A 16,519-nucleotide genomic window follows, 5' to 3' on the forward strand; every position below is an offset into this window, starting at 1 on the left:
TGCTCGGCTTCGCGCAAAATCCCGTCCCATGCAACTCAACTTCATCGCCAACGCCGACGTCCCGTCTTCCTCCGGCCGCACCCTGCAAGTGCTCGACCCGTCCGACGGCCAGCCCTTCGACGAAATCCAGCGCAGCAACGCCGCCGACATCGACTCCGCGGTGCGCGCGGCGCGCGATTGCTTCGAGGGCGTGTGGCACAAGGTGAGCGCGGCCGACCGCAGCCGCCTGCTCTACAAGCTCTCGCAGAAGATTGCCGAGCACGTCGACGAGCTCGCCCTGCTCGAGCAGCGCGATTGCGGCAAGCCGGTGAAGCAGGCGCGCGCCGATGCAGTGGCGCTGGTGCGCTATTTCGAGTTCTATGCCGGCGCCTGCGACAAGCTGCACGGCGAGACCATTCCCTACCAGGACGGCTACAGCGTGTTCACCTGGCGCGAGCCGCACGGTGTCACGGGCCACATCATTCCCTGGAACTACCCGATGCAGATCTTCGGGCGCAGCGTGGGCGGGGCATTGGCGGCCGGCAACGTGTGCGTGGTGAAGCCGGCCGAAGACGCCTGCCTTTCGCTGATTCGCGTGGCGCAGCTTGCGGCCGAAGTCGGTTTTCCGGCCGGCGCGCTCAACATCGTGACCGGCTACGGCCATGAAGTGGGCGACGCGCTGGCGCGGCACGAAGGCATCGATCACATCAGCTTTACCGGCAGTCCGAAGATCGGCACGCTGATCCAACAGGTGGCAGCCGAACGGCATTGCCCCGTGACGCTCGAACTCGGCGGCAAGAGTCCGCAGATCATCTTTGCCGACGCCGATCTCGACGCGGCCATTCCGGTGATCATCAACGCCATCGTGCAGAACGCCGGCCAGACCTGCTCGGCCGGATCGCGCGTGCTGATCCAGCGCGCCATCTACGAGCCACTGCTCGAGCGCCTCGGCCATGCCTTCGAGGACCTGCGCGTCGGCCCCGCGGCCATGGACCTCGACGTCGGCCCCCTGATCCGCCAGACCCAGCAGCAGCGCGTGTGGGACTTTTTGAGCGACGCCCAGGTGGCCGGCATTCCGATGGTGGCCCACGGCGTGGTGGTCGACGAAGCGCCCGAAACCGGCTTCTACCAGGCCCCCACCCTGCTGCGCGACGTGCCGGTGAACCACCGCCTCGCACAGGAAGAAGTGTTCGGCCCGGTGCTCGCTGCGATGCAGTTCGCCGACGAAGACGAAGCGGTGGCGCTCGCCAACGCGACGCAGTTCGGCCTGGTTGCGGGCGTGTGGACCGCCGACGGCTCGCGCCAATTCCGCATGGCCAAGCGTGTGCGCAGCGGCCAGGTGTTCATCAACAACTACGGCGCGGGTGGCGGCGTGGAACTGCCGTTCGGCGGGGTCAAGTCATCGGGCTACGGACGCGAAAAGGGCTTCGAGGCGCTCTACGGCTTCACCACGCTCAAGACGGTCGCCATCAAGCACGGTTGACAGGTAGCGCGCCCGAGCGCCAGGCGGCACGGCCCGATACACTGCCCCGCTGCACTTTTTTTCGAGGAGACACAGCGTGCGCGTCAAGGACAAATCCATCATCGTGACCGGTGCCGGCGGCGGCATCGGCGAAGGCATCGCCAAGCGGCTCGCGGCCGAGGGCGCCCAGGTGCTCGTGAACGACATCAACCCGGCAGCCGGCCAGCAGGTGGTCGAAGCCATCCTGCGCGACGGCGGCAGGGCCTCTTTCTTCGCGGCGGACGTCACGCAGTCGGCCCAGGTCAAGGCCCTGGTCGAAGCCGCGGTGGAACGCCACGGCAAGCTCGACGCCATGGTGAACAACGCCGGCTGGACGCACCGCAACCGCCCTGCCCTCGAAGTCGGCGAAGACGAGTTCGACAAGTGCTACGCGGTCAACGTGAAGAGCATCTACCTGGCCACGGTGCACGCAGTGCCGGCATTCCGCGCCAACGGCGGCGGCTCGTTCATCAACATTGCGTCCACCGCCGGCGTGCGTCCGCGTCCGGGCCTGACCTGGTACAACGGCTCCAAGGGCGCCGTGATCACGACGAGCAAGTCGCTGGCCGCCGAGCTCGGCCCCGACAACATCCGCGTGAACTGCCTCAACCCGGTGTTCAACCCCGACACCGGCCTGGCCGCCGAATTCGCGGGCGGCCCGCTCACCGAAGAGCGCAAGGCCAAGTTCCGCGCCACCATTCCGCTCGGCCGCTTCTCGACGGCGCTTGACGTGGCCAACGCCGCGCTGTACCTCGCAAGCGACGAGGCGGCGTTCATCAGCGGCGTGTGCATCGAAGTGGACGGCGCGCGCTGCGTCTAGCGGCCCTGCCGAGTAGCCCTTTCCGGCTCGGCCCATCCCTGATGGAGTAAATTGGCCGCTGGCCCATGAACAGCAAAAGCACCACCGTCATTCCGCTCTCCGAAATCGGCCGCGCACGCCCGGCGGTTTCGGTGCCGGAGATTGCCGTGCCCGCCACGGGCCACCTGCTCGACCGCCTCGGCCGGCCGCTGACCGACCTGCGCATCAGCGTGACGGACCGCTGCAACTTTCGCTGCAGCTACTGCATGCCGAAAGACGTGTTCGACAAGGACTACCAATACCTGCCGCACAGCGCCCTGCTGAGCTTCGAGGAAATGACGCGGCTCGCGCGGCTTTTCGCAGCCCATGGCGTACGCAAGATTAGGCTTACCGGCGGCGAGCCGCTGCTGCGCAAGAACATCGAGCGGCTGATCGAGCAGCTTTCCGAACTCCGTACGCCGGCCGGCGAGCCACTGGCGCTCACGCTCACCACCAACGGCTCGCTGCTGCGGCGCAAGGCGGCGGCGCTGGCGGCTGCCGGCCTGCAACGCGTGACGGTAAGCCTCGACAGCCTCGACGACGCGGTGTTCCGCCACATGAACGATGTCGATTTTCCGGTGGCCGACGTGCTGGCCGGCATCGAGGCGGCGCTGGCCGCCGGGCTAGGCCCGATCAAGGTCAACATGGTGGTGAAGCGCGGCACCAACGAGCAGGAAATCCTGCCGATGGCGCGTTACTTTCGCGACAACCACGGCGGCAAGGTCGTGCTGCGCTTCATCGAATACATGGACGTGGGCGCCACCAACGGCTGGCGCATGGACGAGGTGCTGCCTTCGGCGGAGGTCATCGCGCGCATCGGCGCCGAGTTTCCGCTGGTGCCTCTCGAGGCCAGCGCGCCCGGTGAAACCGCGCAGCGCTGGGCCTATGCCGACGGCGGCGGCGAAGTCGGCGTGATCAGCAGCGTGACCCAGGCCTTCTGCCACGACTGCAGCCGCGCGCGCCTGTCTACCGAGGGCAAGCTCTACCTCTGCCTTTTTGCCAGCGCGGGCCACGACTTGCGCCCGCTGCTGCGCGGCACCGCCACCGACGAGGAGATCGCCTCCGCCATCGGCCACATCTGGCAGGGCCGCGCCGACCGCTATTCCGAACTGCGCGCGCTTCGCGGCCCTGAAAGCGCCGAGCACGACACCAACGACAAGGCGCCGCGACGCGTCGAAATGAGCTACATCGGCGGATGACCCCACAGACACAAGAACCCATTTCCCCCAGCGAGATCACCGGCCTGCTGCTGGCCGGCGGCCGCGGCACGCGCATGGGTGGCATCGACAAGGGCCTGCAGAACTTCAACGGCTCGCCGCTCGCAATGCACGCCGTGCTGCGGCTGGGCATGCAGGTCGGCGAGGTCATGATCAATGCCAACCGCAACCTGGCCGCCTATGAGTCCTTCGGCGTGCCGGTGTGGCCCGACAGCCTGGCCGATTACGCGGGTCCGCTCGCGGGCTTTCTGACCGGCCTTGAGCGCTGCGAAACGCCTTACCTCCTGACCGTGCCTTGCGACACGCCGCTGTTCCCGCTCGACCTGGCAAGCCGCATGGCCGAGGCGCTGGTTGCCGACAACGCGGAAATTGCCATGGTCAGCGCCCCCGAAGCCGCCCCCGAACCCGGCGCGGCGCCGGTGCTGCGGCCGCAGCCGGTGTTCTGCCTGCTTCACACGGCGTTGCTCGAAAGCCTGGTGAACTTCACCCAGTCCGGCGGCCGCAAGATCGACGCGTGGACCGCGCAGCACCGGACCGTGCTCGTGCCCTTCGACCGGCCCGGCGATGCGCCCGATGCTTTCTTCAACGCCAACACGCTGGCCGAACTGCACGCGCTCGAAAACCGATGAGCCGCATCGCCGACATTGCCGCTGCCCTTGCGGGCTATGACCCCCAGGCGCTGAGCGTCGACGGAGTGCAGGCCTTCCTGGCCCAACTCGTCGCCCCGGCCGTGGTCTCCGAACGCGAAGAAGTCGGCGTGCGCGAGGCCCTCGGCCGCGTGCTGGCCGAAGACATCATCTCGCCGGTGAGCGTGCCGCCGCACGACAACTCCGCGATGGACGGCTTTGCCTTCGATGGCGCCGTCCTGCGCGACGATGCGCCCATCGATGCATCGATCGAGCTGCGCGTGGTGGGAACCGCGCTGGCCGGCGCCGCGTGGCGCGGCTCCGTGGGTGCAGGCGATGCGGTCCGGATCATGACGGGCGCGGTCATGCCCGAAGGGCTCGACACCGTGATCCCGCAGGAGTTCTGCAAGGTCGACGGCGACTGCGTGAGCTTTCCTGCCAAGGTGCTCCGCCGGGGCGACAACCGCCGCTTCGCGGGCGAAGACCTGATGCAGGGCCAACCTGCCCTGAAACGTGGCGAGCACCTCTCGCCCGCAGCCCTGGGCATGATCGCGAGCCTCGGCCTGCCTTCGGTTTCCGTGCTGCGGCGCCTGCGCGTGGCCTACTTTTCGACCGGCGACGAAATCCTGAGCCTGGGCGAACCGCCGCGCGAAGGCGCTGTGTACGACAGCAACCGCTACACAGTGTTCGGCCTGCTCACGCGACTCGGTTGCGAAGTCATCGACCTGGGCCTGGTGCGCGACGACCCGGCCACCCTCGCCGCCACGCTGCAACGCGCCGCCAGCGAGGCGGATGCCATCATCACCAGCGGTGGCGTGAGCGTCGGTGCCGCCGACCACACGCGCGCGGTGATGCAACAGCTTGGAGACATGGCGTTCTGGCGGGTTGCCATGCGCCCCGGACGGCCGATGGCCGTCGGCCTGATTCCGCGCGACCAGGCCATTTCATCGCAGCCGGGCGCCGCCGTGCTGTTCGGGCTGCCCGGCAATCCGGTGGCCGTGATGGTCACTTTTCTTGCGTTCGTGCGGCCTGCGTTGCTGCGCATGATGGGCTGCCACGACATTGCCGCCGCGCCTCGGCCGCTGCTGCGTGCACGCAGCGCAGGTGCCATCCGCAAGAAGCCCGGCCGCACCGAATACCAGCGCGGCTTCGTCACGGCCGTGGCCGGCGCATTGCCCGAGGTTCGCATTGCGGGCAACCAGGGTTCGGGTGTGCTGAGTTCGATGGTCGAGGCCAACGGGCTCGTGGTGCTGCACCACGATCAGGGCAGCGTTGGCGCGGGCGATGAAGTCGACGTGATGATGCTCGAGGATTAGATCCGGCCGAGGGCCTTGTCCACGCCCTTGTTGGCAAGCATGTCGGCGCGCTCGTTGCCGGGGTCGCCCGAATGGCCCTTGACCCAGCGCCATTCGATGACGTGGCCGCCCTCCGCCACCAGCTTGTCGAGCTTTTGCCAGAGTTCCACGTTCTTTACCGGCTGCTTGGTGGAGGTACGCCAGCCCTTGGCTTTCCAGCCGCGGATCCACTCGGTGATGCCCATGCGCACGTACTGGCTGTCGAGATAGAGAATGACCTTGCATGGCCGCTTGAGGGCGGCCAGGCCCTCGATCACGGCCGTGAGTTCCATGCGGTTGTTGGTGGTGTTGAGTTCGCCGCCGAACAGTTCCTTTTCAGTGGCGCCCGACTTGAGCCATGCGCCCCAGCCACCGGGGCCCGGGTTGCCTTTGCACGCACCATCGGTGTAGATCACGACTTCGTTCAAAACTTTCTTTTCCTTCTTCTTTCAATCGATCATTGATTCAATCATTCGGCGTGATCAGCCTTGTGCACCTTGCCTGCCAGGGGCACCGGCGCTGTGGCGCGGGCTGCGGCGGCGCGGCGCCATTCGGCCCCCAACAGGCGCATGCCGCGCACCCGCTTGACGGCCACCAGGAAGTACACGGCGCCAAAAATGGGCCACCAGCGCTCGCCGGCCGTGTCCATCCAGCGGCAGCGCTCCAGCCATGCCTCGCTGCGCACCGCGGGCCGGTAAACGCCAAAACGCCCGGACTCCACCTCGAAGCTCAAGAGCCGCAGCCAGTCGCGAATGCGCCAGTAGCCGATGAACTCGCCGCCCTCGGGCAAGAAGAGTTCGCCCACGCCAAGCTTACGGTACAGGTGCGCGCGGCGCTGCCGCATGCCCCACAGGCTGGCCGGGTTCAGCCCGCAGATCACCACGCGGCCTTCGGGCACCAGCACCCGCTCCACTTCACGCAAGGTGGCGTGGGGGTCGGGGCTCAGCTCCAGTGCATGCGGCAGCACCACCAGGTCCAGGCTGTTGGCCGCGAACGGCAGCGCCGCAAAGTCGGTGAACAGCGCGGCCCTGCCGGGTTGCTGCAAGGGGTCGCTCAAGGCCAGCCAGCGGTGCGGCATGCGGTTGGCGCGCAGCCCCTCGATCTCGGCTGCGCCCAGTTGCAGCGCGTGATAGCCGAAGACATCCGCCACGGCTTCGTCGAACTGGGCCTGCTCCCACGCCAGGAGGTAGCGGCCGGGGGGGGTCGCGAACCAATCCTGCAAACCTATAATTTGACCGCTCATGACCCTTGTTCCGCTGCCCGCCTTCGCTGACAACTACATCTGGATGCTGCAGGACGGGTCCAACGCGATCGTGGTGGACCCGGGCGACGCTCAACCGGTATTCAACGCATTGACGCGCGACAAGCTGCAGCTCGCCGCGATTCTAGTCACGCACCACCACCCCGATCACACCGGCGGCGTGGCCGCGCTCCATGCGGCAACCGGCGCGCCGGTCTTCGGCCCCGCGCGCGAGCGCATTCCGGAACCCTTCACCCCGCTTTCGCATGGCGACAGCGCCGAAGTGCTCGGGCTGCGCTTCCAGGTCATCGACGTGCCGGGCCACACGGCCGGCCACATCGCCTACTTCTTGCCGGCACACCAGGGCCAGGCGCCGCTGCTGTTTTGCGGCGACACGCTGTTCTCGGGCGGCTGCGGCCGCCTGTTCGAAGGCACGCCGGCGCAAATGCTCGCCTCGCTCGATGCGCTTGCAGCGCTGCCCGGCGACTCCCGCGTGTGTTGTGCGCACGAATACACACTTGCTAACCTGCGTTTTGCCCAAGCGGTGGAACCCGGCAATGCCGATCTGACTCAGTACACCGCGCATTGCGAAAGCCTGCGCGCGCAGGGGCAGCCCACGCTGCCTTCGCAACTGGCCACCGAACGCCGAATCAACCCCTTTCTTCGCAGCCGCGAAGCCACTGTCCTTAGAGCGGTGCGCGAGCACGCCGAGCTTTCCGCCAATGCGGGCGAAGCCGATGTGTTTGCCGCACTGCGCCAATGGAAAAACGACTTCCGATGAAATTTATCGCTGCCGCCTGCCTTGCAGGCTCACTGTTGCTCGCGGGCTGCGCGGGCACCACCACGGCCCCCTCTTCGTCCGGCACTTCCGCCCCATCCACCGCCACCACGGGCGGCACCGCTTCCAAGGTGGCCGGCAGCGCGGCGCCTGTGTACCCGGGCGGCCCTCTCACTCCCATCACCAGCAGCGAAGCGCATTCGCAAAGCGTTGTCACGCTGGCACCGCCCGCCGACATGTGGGACCGCATCCGCCGCGGCTTCAAGATGCCCAACCTCGAGAGCGACCTCGTGCGCGACCGAGAGCAGTGGTATGCCAGCCGACCCGACTACATCCAGCGCATGACCGAGCGCTCGAACAAGTACATGTTCCACATCGTCGAGGAACTCGAGCGGCGCAACATGCCCACCGAACTCGCGCTGCTGCCGTACATCGAAAGCGCATTCAACCCGCAGGCCATTTCCAGCGCGCGCGCGGCGGGCATGTGGCAGTTCATGCCGGCCACCGGCACCGACTTCGACCTGAAGCAGAACATCTTCCGCGACGACCGCCGCGACGTGGTGGCATCGACCCGCGCCGCGCTGGACTACCTGCAAAAGCTCTACCGCATGTTCGGTGACTGGCAGCTTGCGCTGGCCGCGTACAACTGGGGTGAAGGCAGCGTGAGCCGCGCCATTGCCAAGAACCAGCGCCTGGGCCTGCCCACCACCTACAGCGATCTTTCCATGCCGGCCGAAACGCGGCTCTACGTGCCCAAGCTGCAGGCCGTGAAGAACATCGTTGCGAACCCGCAGGCGTTCAACACCGAACTGCCGCTGATCGCCAACCACCCGTACTTCCAGACCGTGACGCTCACGCGCGACCTCGACGTCGAGCTGGCGGCCAAGCTGGCCGACGTTCGGCTCGAAGACTTTCGCGCACTGAACCCCGCCGCGCACAAGCCGGTGCTGCTTGCGGCCGGAACGCAGCAGATCCTGCTACCCTGGGACAACGCGGCCGTGTTCCAGCGCAACTTCGACGCCTACTCGCAAGGCCAGTACGCCAGCTGGACGGCATGGGTGGTTCCCAACACCATGACGGTGGCCGATGCCGCCCAGCGCTCGGGCATGAGCGAGGCCGACTTGCGTGCGCTCAACAGCATTCCGCCGCGCATGCTCATCAAGGCCGGCTCCACGCTCATCGTGCCGCGCGGCGCCCGCGTGAAAGAAGACGTGACGGCCGTGGTCGCGGACAGCGGGCACCTGAGCTTCCAGCCCGAGATCGTCAACCGCCGCACCACCATCAAGGCCGGGCGCAACGACAGCGTGGCCAGCATTGCGCGCCGCTACAAGCTCGCGCCCTCCAACGTGGCCGAGTGGAACGACGTCAAGCCCAACCACGCTTTCAAGCGCGGCTACAGCGTGGTCGTGTACCTGCCGGTTCGTGCCGCACCCGCGGCTCGCGTCGGATCGGGGGCAGGACCGGCTCGCGGCCGCGCCACCGCAAGCGCCAAGCGCGGCGGCAGCGCGGTGAAGGCGACTGCCGCGCGCGGCAACAACGTGGCGAAGTCGAGCGGCAAGCAGCAGGTCGTGCGCGAAAAGCGCGGCGGCACGCCCGCAAAGAAGAAGCGCTGAACCCGGCTAGAGCTTTTCAGTCTCGCCGCTGCGCGGCTGCCACTTCATCAGGCGCTTCTCGATGAGCCCCACCAGCCCGTCGAGCAGCAGCGCAAAAGCAGTGAGCACCACGATGCCTGCAAACACGGTGTTGACGTCGAAAGTGCCTTCGGCCTGCAGTATCAGGTAGCCCACGCCGCGCGCCGAGCCCAGGTACTCCCCCACCACCGCGCCCACGAAGGCCAGGCCCACCGAGGTGTGCAGGCTAGAGAACACCCAGCTGGTGGCGCTGGGCAAATACACGGTGCGCAGCAGTTGCCGCTGATTGGCGCCCAGCATCTTGGCGTTGGCCAGCACCACGGGGCTGACCTCGCGCACACCCTGGTAGACGTTGAAGAACACGATGAAGAACACCAGCGTGACGGCCAGCGCCACCTTGCTCCAGATGCCCAGGCCGAACCACAGCGCGAAGATCGGCGCCAGGATCACGCGCGGCATCGAATTGGCGGCCTTGATGTAGGGATCGAGAATCAGGCTCGCCGTGGGCGCCAGCGCCAGCCAGAGCCCGCATGCGAGGCCAAGCACTGTGCCGATACCGAAGGCCAGCACTGTTTCAAGCAGCGTGGTGCCCAGGTGGCGGTAGATGTCCGCATTGCCTTTCAGCCCCTCGGGGAACAGCAGGTTCGGCGGCACTTCGAACGGCAGAAACCAGCTCCAGATGCGGCCGGCCACCTGAATGGGCTCGCCCAGAAAGAACGCGATCTGCTGGTTGCGCGATGCCACGTGCCAGGCCACCAGCAAGACCACGAGCAACACCAGCTGCCAGAAGCGCGCATTGCGTTCGTTCAGGCGCGGCATCATGCGGCCTTCCTCAATTGCTGCGCGTAGCCCTTGAGCACTTCGTCGCGCAGCACTTCCCAGATCTGCGTGTGCAGTTCGACAAAGCGCGGCTGCGTGCGCACCTCGGCCACGTCGCGCGGGCGGGCAAGGTCGATGACGAATTCGCCAATCGGGTGCGTGGCCGGCCCGGCCGACAGCACCACCACGCGGTCGCTCATCGCAATGGCCTCGTCGAGATCGTGCGTGATGAAGAGCACTGCCTTCTTCTTGGCACTCCACAGTTCAAGCACTTCGTTCTCCATCAGCTGCCGGGTCTGGATGTCGAGCGCGCTGAAGGGCTCGTCCATGAGGATGATGTCGGGGTCGAGCACCAGCGTTTGCGCCAATGCGACGCGCTTGCGCATGCCGCCCGACAGTTGATGCGGATAGCGGTCGCCGAAACCCGAAAGCCCCACGCGTGAAAGCCAGGCCTCGGCCTGCTCTCGCGCATCGGCATCCGAAACGCCCCGGTACTGCAGCCCCACCATCACGTTGGCAACCGCGCTGCGCCACGGCATCAGCGCCTCGGTCTGGAACATGTAGCCAGCCCGCGCGTTCACCCCGGCAAGCGTCTCGCCAAACACCTTCACCGTGCCCGACGAGGGCTCGAGCAGGCCCGCGCCCACGTTCAGCAACGTCGACTTGCCGCACCCCGTCGGCCCCACCACTGACACGAACTCCCCTGCCCTGACGCGCAGCGTGGTGTCTGCCACCGCTGTGTAGCGCTGGCCCGGATCGTCCTTCGAGTGAAAGGTGCAACTGATGGAGAGAAGTTCGAGTGCGTAGTCGGACATGTCTGGCTGCAAGAAAAAACCCGGCCGAAGCCGGGTCGCGAGGACGTCCGAAGGTCAGGCTTTGAACCTGTCCTTCGCGCGCCGGGCAAAATCGTTGGTGTAGGTCTTGGCAAGGTCGATCTTGTCGGCCTTCACTGCCGTGTCGAAGCTCGAGATGGCAGCGAGCGCCGTCTTCGGCCCTTCGGCCGGCACGAGGCCATCGGTGGCGATCGATTCGCGCACCTTGTCGAAAGACGCAAGGTACAGCGCACGGTCGCCGAGCAGATAGGTTTCGGGCACTGTCTTGATGATGTCGCCCGGCCCCGCCGTCTGCAGCCACTTGAGGCCGTGCACAATGGCATTGGCCAGCGCCTGGCAGGTGTTGGGGTTCTTCTGGATGAAGTCCATCGGCGCGTAGAGGCAGGCCGCGGGCATCGGGCCGCCGAACACCTGCTGCGTGCCCTTGAGCGTGCGCGTGTCGCTGATGATCTTCACGTCGCCCTTCTGCTCGAGCATGGTCATCACCGGGTCGGTGTTGCTGATGGCGTCGATCTGGCCCGAGCGAAGCGCTGTGAGCGCGCCGGCCGCCACGCCCACGCCGATGTAGCTCACGTCGCTGGCCTTCAGGCCGCCGCGCGAGAGCACGAGGTTGGCCACCATGTTGGTCGACGAGCCCGGCGCGGAGACGCCGATCTTCTTGCCCTTCAGGTCGGCAATGCCGGCGTAGCCCGCCATGTTCTTGGTCGACACGCCCACCGCGATTTGCGGCGCGCGGCCCTGCAGCACGAAGGCCTGGAAGAACTGGTTCTTTGCCTGCAGGTTGATGGTGTGCTCGTAGGCGCCGGAGCACACGTCGGCCGAACCACCCACCACGGCCTGCAGCGCGCGTGCACCGCCGGCAAAGTCTGAAATCTCGACCTCGAGGCCTTCGGCCTTGAAGTAGCCGAGCTGCTCGGAGATGGTGAGGGGCAGGTAGTAGAAGGCCGCCTTGCCGCCGACCGCGATGGAAATCTTCGTCTTCTCGAGCTTGGCTTGCGCAAAGACCCGCGGCAGCGCAACTGCTGCGGCAGCGACTGCGGAGGCGGTGATGAGGGTTCTGCGATGGAGCATGGAGCGGTCCTGCGGGCTCTTTGATTCTGGTGAACTGAATCGAGCTTAGGGGTGCGCCCACGTTGCCTGCATCGGGGTCATCCCGTGCGGGTTTTTACGTAAACATGAAGACCTCTACGAGGCCTTTCCGGATGGCCTGGTGCGCCTATCGCGCGACGAAAAGAATCGCGATGTTGACCAGGAATCCAATGGCCCACACTGCGCTGCGCACGCTGCCGATGCCCTTGATGTACACCGCGATGTAGATCACGCGCAAGACGACATATGCGGCCGCCAGCATGTCGAGCCTTGCCTGCGCGGCGCCGAGCTGGTGCGCAATGATCACCGCGCCGATGAAGAGCGGCAGCCCTTCGAAGCTGTTGGCCTGCGCACTGTTGGCGCGTGCGCGCCAGCCGCTCTGCTTTGCGGCCCACTCGCGCGGCTGAACGTTGTCGCGCGGCCCGAAGCTGCCGACCTTGGCAATCCATGCCGCCAGGTACGGCAGGCCGCAGGCAATGAACACGCACCAGTAGGCAATGGTGAGCAATGAAAGAGTCATACCGGTTGTGTGGCTATCTGCGGTCTACCAGCGCATGCGCGATGGTGCCGAGGTCGACGTATTCGAGTTCGCTGCCCGCCGGCACGCCGCGCGCAAGCCGTGTCACGTTCAGGCCGCGTTGCTTGAGTGCCTCGCCGATCACGTGCGCGGTGGCTTCGCCCTCTGCCGTGAAGTTGGTGGCCAGGATCACCTCGCTCACCGTGCCGTCGAGCGCGCGATCAAAAAGCTTCTGCAGGCCGATGTCCTTGGGCCCGATGCCGTCGAGCGGACTGAGTTTGCCCATCAGCACGAAGTAGTAGCCGCGGAACGCACCCGTGCGCTCGAGCGCAGCCTGGTCGGCGGGCGTTTCAACCACGCAGAGCTTGCTCGCGTCGCGGCGCGGGTCCAGGCACACGTTGCAGACCGGCGCCTCGGTGAAGGTGTTGCAGCGCTCGCAATGCCGCACGTTGCCGGCCGCCTGCTGCAAGGCGCGCGCGAGCAGCTGCGCACCCTCGCGGTCGTGCTGCAGCAAATGAAAAGCCATGCGCGAGGCCGACTTCACGCCGACACCGGGCAGCCGGCGCAACGCATCGACCAATGCGTCGAGCGAACTGGCGTCCGCCATCAACGGCTCAGAACGGCAGCTTCATGCCGGGCGGCAGGCCCGGCATGCCAGCCGTGAGCTTGCCCATCTTCTGCTCGCTGGTTTCCTCGGCCTTGCGCACGGCGGCATTGAAGGCGGCGGCCACCAGGTCTTCGAGCATGTCCTTGTCGTCGGCCAGGAGGCTCGGGTCGATGGTGATGCGCTTCACGTCGTGCTTGCAGGTCATCACGACCTTGACCAGGCCGGCACCCGATTCGCCTTCGACCTCGATGGTGGCCAACTCTTCCTGGGCCTTCTTGAGGTTGTCCTGCATTGCCTGCGCCTGCTTCATGAGGCCGGCCAGTTGTCCTTTGTTGAACATCGTTGGTCCTGATTGATTGGTTGGAAAAATGGGAAAGGATAAGAGACGGCGCTCAGGCGGGCTTGAGCGTTCCAGGCACGATCTTCGCATCGAATTCGCGCATCAGCATCTGCACCTCGGGGTCGTTGCGAATCGCCTCTTCGGCGATACGCTGGCGTTCGTCGGCCGCATGCTTGTTGCGGCGCGCGGGGCTGTCGACCACGCCGCCGATTTCAATGGCCAGCTTCACGCTGTGGCCCAGGGCCGCCAGCGCGTCGGCGAGCTTCTCGCGCGCCGAAGGCTGGTTGAGCAGTTCCCGCTCCACGCGCAGTATCCACTGGTCGACATCGCGCGCCACCAGTTGCGACTGCAGCGCAAGCTCGCGCGCCAGGGCGGTGATGCTCTCGGCCGCAATCATCTGCGTGACCGTGGCATGCCAGAAATCGCCATCTTCGCTGGGGGGAATGGGCGCGGCGGGGGCGCGCTGAGCGTCGGGCCGCGGCACGTCCCGCTGGCCCGGTGGCGGCTGCACGCGAATCGGCACCGCAAGCACCTTGGGGCGGTCTTCGCCGGGCGGCGCCTCTGCCGAAGGTTGCGGCCTCGGCGTCCCGCCCTGCCGCATCGGTTCGTTCACCACCGCAAGTCGCTGGCCCGCCGGGGCCGAGTTGGCTTGCGGAGGCACCGGTGCGGCAGCCGGAACGGGCGCTTCGGCTACCGGCGCAACCCGAGCAGGGGCCGCCGCGGGTGCCAAAGCCGCCCTGGGGGCGTCATTCAGAGTTTTTTTTTCCGTGGAGGCCGGTGAGGCCGATGCGGAGGTTGCGGCGCCCGAAGGCTTGAAGGCCAGCAGCCGCAGCAGCACCATCGTCAGCGCCGCGTACTCGTCGGGCGCCAGGCCCAGCTCGCCGCGGCCGTGCAGGCACAGGCTGTAGAGCAACTGGGTTTCGTCGGCCGGCATCAGCGACGCCAGGCGTGCCGTGTCGGCCGCATCCGGGTCGGTGGCCGAATCGGCCGATTCCGCGCGCGAAGGCACGGCCTGCAGCACGGCCATGGCCTGCAGCACGGCGGTCATTTCTTCCAGCGTGGACGCAGCCGACATGCCGTCGCGGCGCAGTGCCTCGGAGGTGTCGACCACCGTCTTGCCGTCGCCCTGCGCCAGCGCTTCGACGAGCTTGAAGACATGGCCGCGGTCGACGCTGCCGAGCATCTGGCGCACGCCGGTTTCGAGCAGCTCGCCGTTGCCGAAAGCAATCGCCTGGTCGGTGAGCGACAACGCATCGCGCATCGAGCCGCGCGCGGCGCGGGCCAGGAGCCGCAGCGCCTGCGGCTCGGCCGGTACCTGTTCCGTCTGCAGCACGCTCGTGAGGTGTTCGAGCACCGTTTCAGGCGCCATCGGCCGCAGGTTGAACTGCAGGCAGCGCGACAGCACCGTGACCGGCACCTTCTGCGGGTCGGTCGTTGCCAGCACGAACTTGAGGTATTCCGGCGGCTCCTCCAGCGTCTTCAGCATCGCGTTGAACGCGGTGTTGGTGAGCATGTGCACTTCGTCGATCATGAAGACCTTGAAGCGCCCCTGCACCGGCTTGTAGACCGCCTGCTCGAGCAGCGACTGCACCTCGTCCACCCCGCGATTCGAGGCCGCATCCAGCTCGGTGTAGTCGACGAAGCGGCCCGAATCGATGTCCTTGCAGGCCTGGCACACCCCGCAAGGCTTGGCCGTGATGCCGCCCTGCCCGTCCGGACCCTGGCAGTTGAGCGACTTGGCCAGGATGCGCGACACCGTGGTCTTGCCCACGCCCCGCGTGCCGGTAAAAAGATAGGCGTGATGCAGGCGCTGCGTGGTCAACGCATTCTCGAGCGCCTGCACCACGTGCCCCTGGCCGACCATCTCACCGAAGGTTTTCGGACGGAACTTGCGAGCGAGCACGAGATAAGACATTGGGGGCATTCTAAAAGGCGCAGCCCCCGTTCCCAGAGCTCCCCCGCAATCAAAAAAAGCCCTGCCTTCTCGCGGGATACCGCGGAACCGGCTTTGCCGGGCCGCTGGTATCGCCCCCAGCAGGGGGTGGGCGAAGCGACACGAAGTGCGCGAAGCCTGGGGGGTTACAATAAGTGCTGACGGGCCTCCCTGCATGGTGAAGTGGCCAACCGGGTCAGGTGGGGAACCAAGCAGCCCTAACTGCGTAGTCAGTGCCAGGGGTAAGGCTCGTCAACCTAACATCAAAAAACCGCAAGTTCTCAAGACAAGAACTTGCGCGCTGAAAGAGGGGCTCCAGGCCCCTCCCCACCCTCACGTGCTTCCCGCGCCAACGAGCATTTCGCACGGCCCGACGAAGCCATCGCTCCCTTCAAACCGGCGCAGCGCCTCCTCAATGGCATCCCAGGTGCTCGTGCGCTCGGTCTCGTCGAGACTAACCATCATCTGGTGCAGCGCACCAAAGGACTCGCGTTCGAAGCGCACGCATTCGGCCGCGCTCGCCAGCCGCACCGGCGACGGCACCCGTCGCACCTCGATGTCGTGCAAGCCGGCCTTGGCAAACGCGGCCTCGAGCGCGCCCTCGGCACCGAGCGAAAAGGGCCCGGGCTGACCCGGCAGCGGCGCGGGGAGCCGCGCGCGTTCGCGGATGATCTTCACGGGAATCGAGAAGAAGGCGTTGCGCTCGGGGGTCGAGTAGACGACGGCCGACACCCGCCCGCCCGGACGCAAGGCCCGCCGCATGCCGGCGAGCGCGCGCTGCTGGTCGGGAAAGTAGATCAGGCCCACCCGGCTGATCGCCGCGTCGAAGCTTCCGGCGGGCAGCGTGTCGAGCGCCTCGCCGTCGAGCTCGAGGGTTTCGAGGTTCGACAGCCCCGCGGCCTTGGCATCCGCAGCCGCGCGCTCGAGCAAAGCCGGCGCGATGTCGGTGGCGAGCACGCGGCCGCCGGGGCCTGCGCGCCGCGCGGCGCTGATGGACTGCTCGCCCGCGCCGGCTGCGACGTCGAGCACCCGGGACCCCGGTTCGATGCGCGCCAGATCGAACATCGTTTCCGTCGCATCGCCGAGCCAGCGGCCGACAAACGGTCCCCAGCGGTGCCAGGCCTCGGCGGCGGCCTGCCACTGAGCGCGGGTGGTGGTCTTGAAGGCGGCGGCATTGAATGCCGGCGCGGCTGTGGCGGTTTCCATGATGTGTCTCCATCGAATGAGGGAGTCTCAA

Annotated in this window: 17 protein-coding genes and 1 other RNA gene; 8 read left to right on the forward strand and 10 right to left on the reverse strand. The window is 66.9% G+C overall.

The window, feature by feature from the left end:
• Positions 1–28: 28 nt before the first annotated feature.
• From EJI00_RS05700 to glp, 5 genes are all read left to right on the forward strand, one after another.
• Positions 29–1,462, forward strand: coding sequence for an aldehyde dehydrogenase family protein (locus EJI00_RS05700; RefSeq protein WP_126746496.1), 1,434 nt, complete (start codon positions 29–31; stop codon positions 1,460–1,462).
• A gap of 76 nt (positions 1,463–1,538) precedes the next feature.
• On the forward strand, positions 1,539–2,300 hold the full coding sequence (locus tag EJI00_RS05705) for an SDR family oxidoreductase (RefSeq protein ID WP_126746497.1): 762 nt from the start codon (positions 1,539–1,541) through the stop codon (positions 2,298–2,300).
• A 65-nt stretch (positions 2,301–2,365) separates the two neighbouring features.
• Positions 2,366–3,517 (forward strand): GTP 3',8-cyclase MoaA, encoded by a 1,152-nt coding sequence (moaA, locus tag EJI00_RS05710; RefSeq protein WP_126746498.1) that lies wholly within the window; start codon positions 2,366–2,368, stop codon positions 3,515–3,517.
• The gene (gene mobA, locus EJI00_RS05715) at positions 3,514–4,164 is read left to right on the forward strand and encodes a molybdenum cofactor guanylyltransferase MobA (RefSeq protein ID WP_126746499.1); all 651 of its coding nucleotides are present in this window, start codon (positions 3,514–3,516) and stop codon (positions 4,162–4,164) included. The genes moaA and mobA overlap by 4 nt, the downstream gene beginning before the upstream one ends.
• Positions 4,161–5,477, forward strand: coding sequence for a gephyrin-like molybdotransferase Glp (gene glp, locus EJI00_RS05720; RefSeq protein WP_126746500.1), 1,317 nt, complete (start codon positions 4,161–4,163; stop codon positions 5,475–5,477). The genes mobA and glp overlap by 4 nt, the downstream gene beginning before the upstream one ends.
• On the opposite strand, the gene rnhA is transcribed toward glp, so the two are convergent.
• Both rnhA and EJI00_RS05730 read right to left on the reverse strand, forming a co-directional pair.
• Positions 5,474–5,923 carry a ribonuclease HI gene (gene rnhA, locus EJI00_RS05725; RefSeq protein WP_126746501.1) on the reverse strand — a complete coding sequence of 150 codons (450 nt, stop codon included), beginning with the start codon at positions 5,921–5,923 and terminating at the stop codon, positions 5,474–5,476. The two genes, glp and rnhA, sit on opposite strands and share 4 nt — an antisense overlap.
• 41 nt (positions 5,924–5,964) lie before the next feature.
• Complete coding sequence (locus EJI00_RS05730; protein WP_260590465.1) at positions 5,965–6,738, reverse strand: class I SAM-dependent methyltransferase; 774 nt, start codon at positions 6,736–6,738, stop codon at positions 5,965–5,967.
• Between EJI00_RS05730 and gloB the strand changes: the two genes are divergently transcribed.
• Together gloB and EJI00_RS05740 are read left to right on the forward strand one after the other, a co-directional pair.
• A complete protein-coding gene (gene gloB / locus EJI00_RS05735; RefSeq protein ID WP_126746502.1) occupies positions 6,737–7,516 on the forward strand; it encodes a hydroxyacylglutathione hydrolase in 780 nt (259 codons plus the stop codon). The genes EJI00_RS05730 and gloB overlap by 2 nt on opposite strands.
• Positions 7,513–9,126: a transglycosylase SLT domain-containing protein gene (locus tag EJI00_RS05740; RefSeq protein ID WP_126746503.1), complete on the forward strand. Its 1,614-nt coding sequence runs from the start codon at positions 7,513–7,515 to the stop codon at positions 9,124–9,126. Before gloB ends, EJI00_RS05740 begins: the two co-directional genes overlap by 4 nt.
• Positions 9,127–9,132: 6 nt before the next feature.
• Here the strand turns inward: EJI00_RS05740 and EJI00_RS05745 are convergent, their stop codons facing one another.
• From EJI00_RS05745 to dnaX, 7 genes are all read right to left on the reverse strand, one after another.
• Positions 9,133–9,966, reverse strand: coding sequence for an ABC transporter permease (locus EJI00_RS05745; protein ID WP_126746504.1), 834 nt, complete (start codon positions 9,964–9,966; stop codon positions 9,133–9,135).
• Complete coding sequence (locus EJI00_RS05750; protein ID WP_126746505.1) at positions 9,963–10,778, reverse strand: ABC transporter ATP-binding protein; 816 nt, start codon at positions 10,776–10,778, stop codon at positions 9,963–9,965. Before EJI00_RS05750 ends, EJI00_RS05745 begins: the two co-directional genes overlap by 4 nt.
• A gap of 54 nt (positions 10,779–10,832) precedes the next feature.
• Positions 10,833–11,867, reverse strand: coding sequence for an ABC transporter substrate-binding protein (locus EJI00_RS05755; RefSeq protein ID WP_126746506.1), 1,035 nt, complete (start codon positions 11,865–11,867; stop codon positions 10,833–10,835).
• Between the two features lie 145 nt (positions 11,868–12,012).
• Complete coding sequence (locus tag EJI00_RS05760) at positions 12,013–12,405, reverse strand: MAPEG family protein (RefSeq protein WP_126746507.1); 393 nt, start codon at positions 12,403–12,405, stop codon at positions 12,013–12,015.
• Positions 12,406–12,418: 13 nt separating this feature from the next.
• The gene (gene recR / locus EJI00_RS05765; protein WP_126746508.1) at positions 12,419–13,009 is read right to left on the reverse strand and encodes a recombination mediator RecR; all 591 of its coding nucleotides are present in this window, start codon (positions 13,007–13,009) and stop codon (positions 12,419–12,421) included.
• A 7-nt stretch (positions 13,010–13,016) separates the two neighbouring features.
• A complete protein-coding gene (locus tag EJI00_RS05770) occupies positions 13,017–13,349 on the reverse strand; it encodes a YbaB/EbfC family nucleoid-associated protein (RefSeq protein ID WP_012747441.1) in 333 nt (110 codons plus the stop codon).
• A 52-nt stretch (positions 13,350–13,401) separates the two neighbouring features.
• Positions 13,402–15,264 carry a DNA polymerase III subunit gamma/tau gene (gene dnaX, locus EJI00_RS05775; protein WP_126746509.1) on the reverse strand — a complete coding sequence of 621 codons (1,863 nt, stop codon included), beginning with the start codon at positions 15,262–15,264 and terminating at the stop codon, positions 13,402–13,404.
• Positions 15,265–15,442: 178 nt separating this feature from the next.
• Between dnaX and ffs the strand changes: the two genes are divergently transcribed.
• Positions 15,443–15,539, forward strand: an RNA gene (ffs, locus tag EJI00_RS05780) — signal recognition particle sRNA small type.
• A 76-nt stretch (positions 15,540–15,615) separates the two neighbouring features.
• Here the strand turns inward: ffs and EJI00_RS05785 are convergent.
• Entirely contained in the window at positions 15,616–16,488 is an 873-nt protein-coding gene (locus EJI00_RS05785) for a class I SAM-dependent methyltransferase (protein WP_126746510.1), read from the reverse strand.
• Between the last annotated feature and the right edge of the window lie 31 nt (positions 16,489–16,519).

It is taken from the genome of Variovorax sp. DXTD-1 (assembly GCF_003984625.1).
Classification (GTDB): Bacteria; Pseudomonadota; Gammaproteobacteria; order Burkholderiales; family Burkholderiaceae_C; genus Variovorax.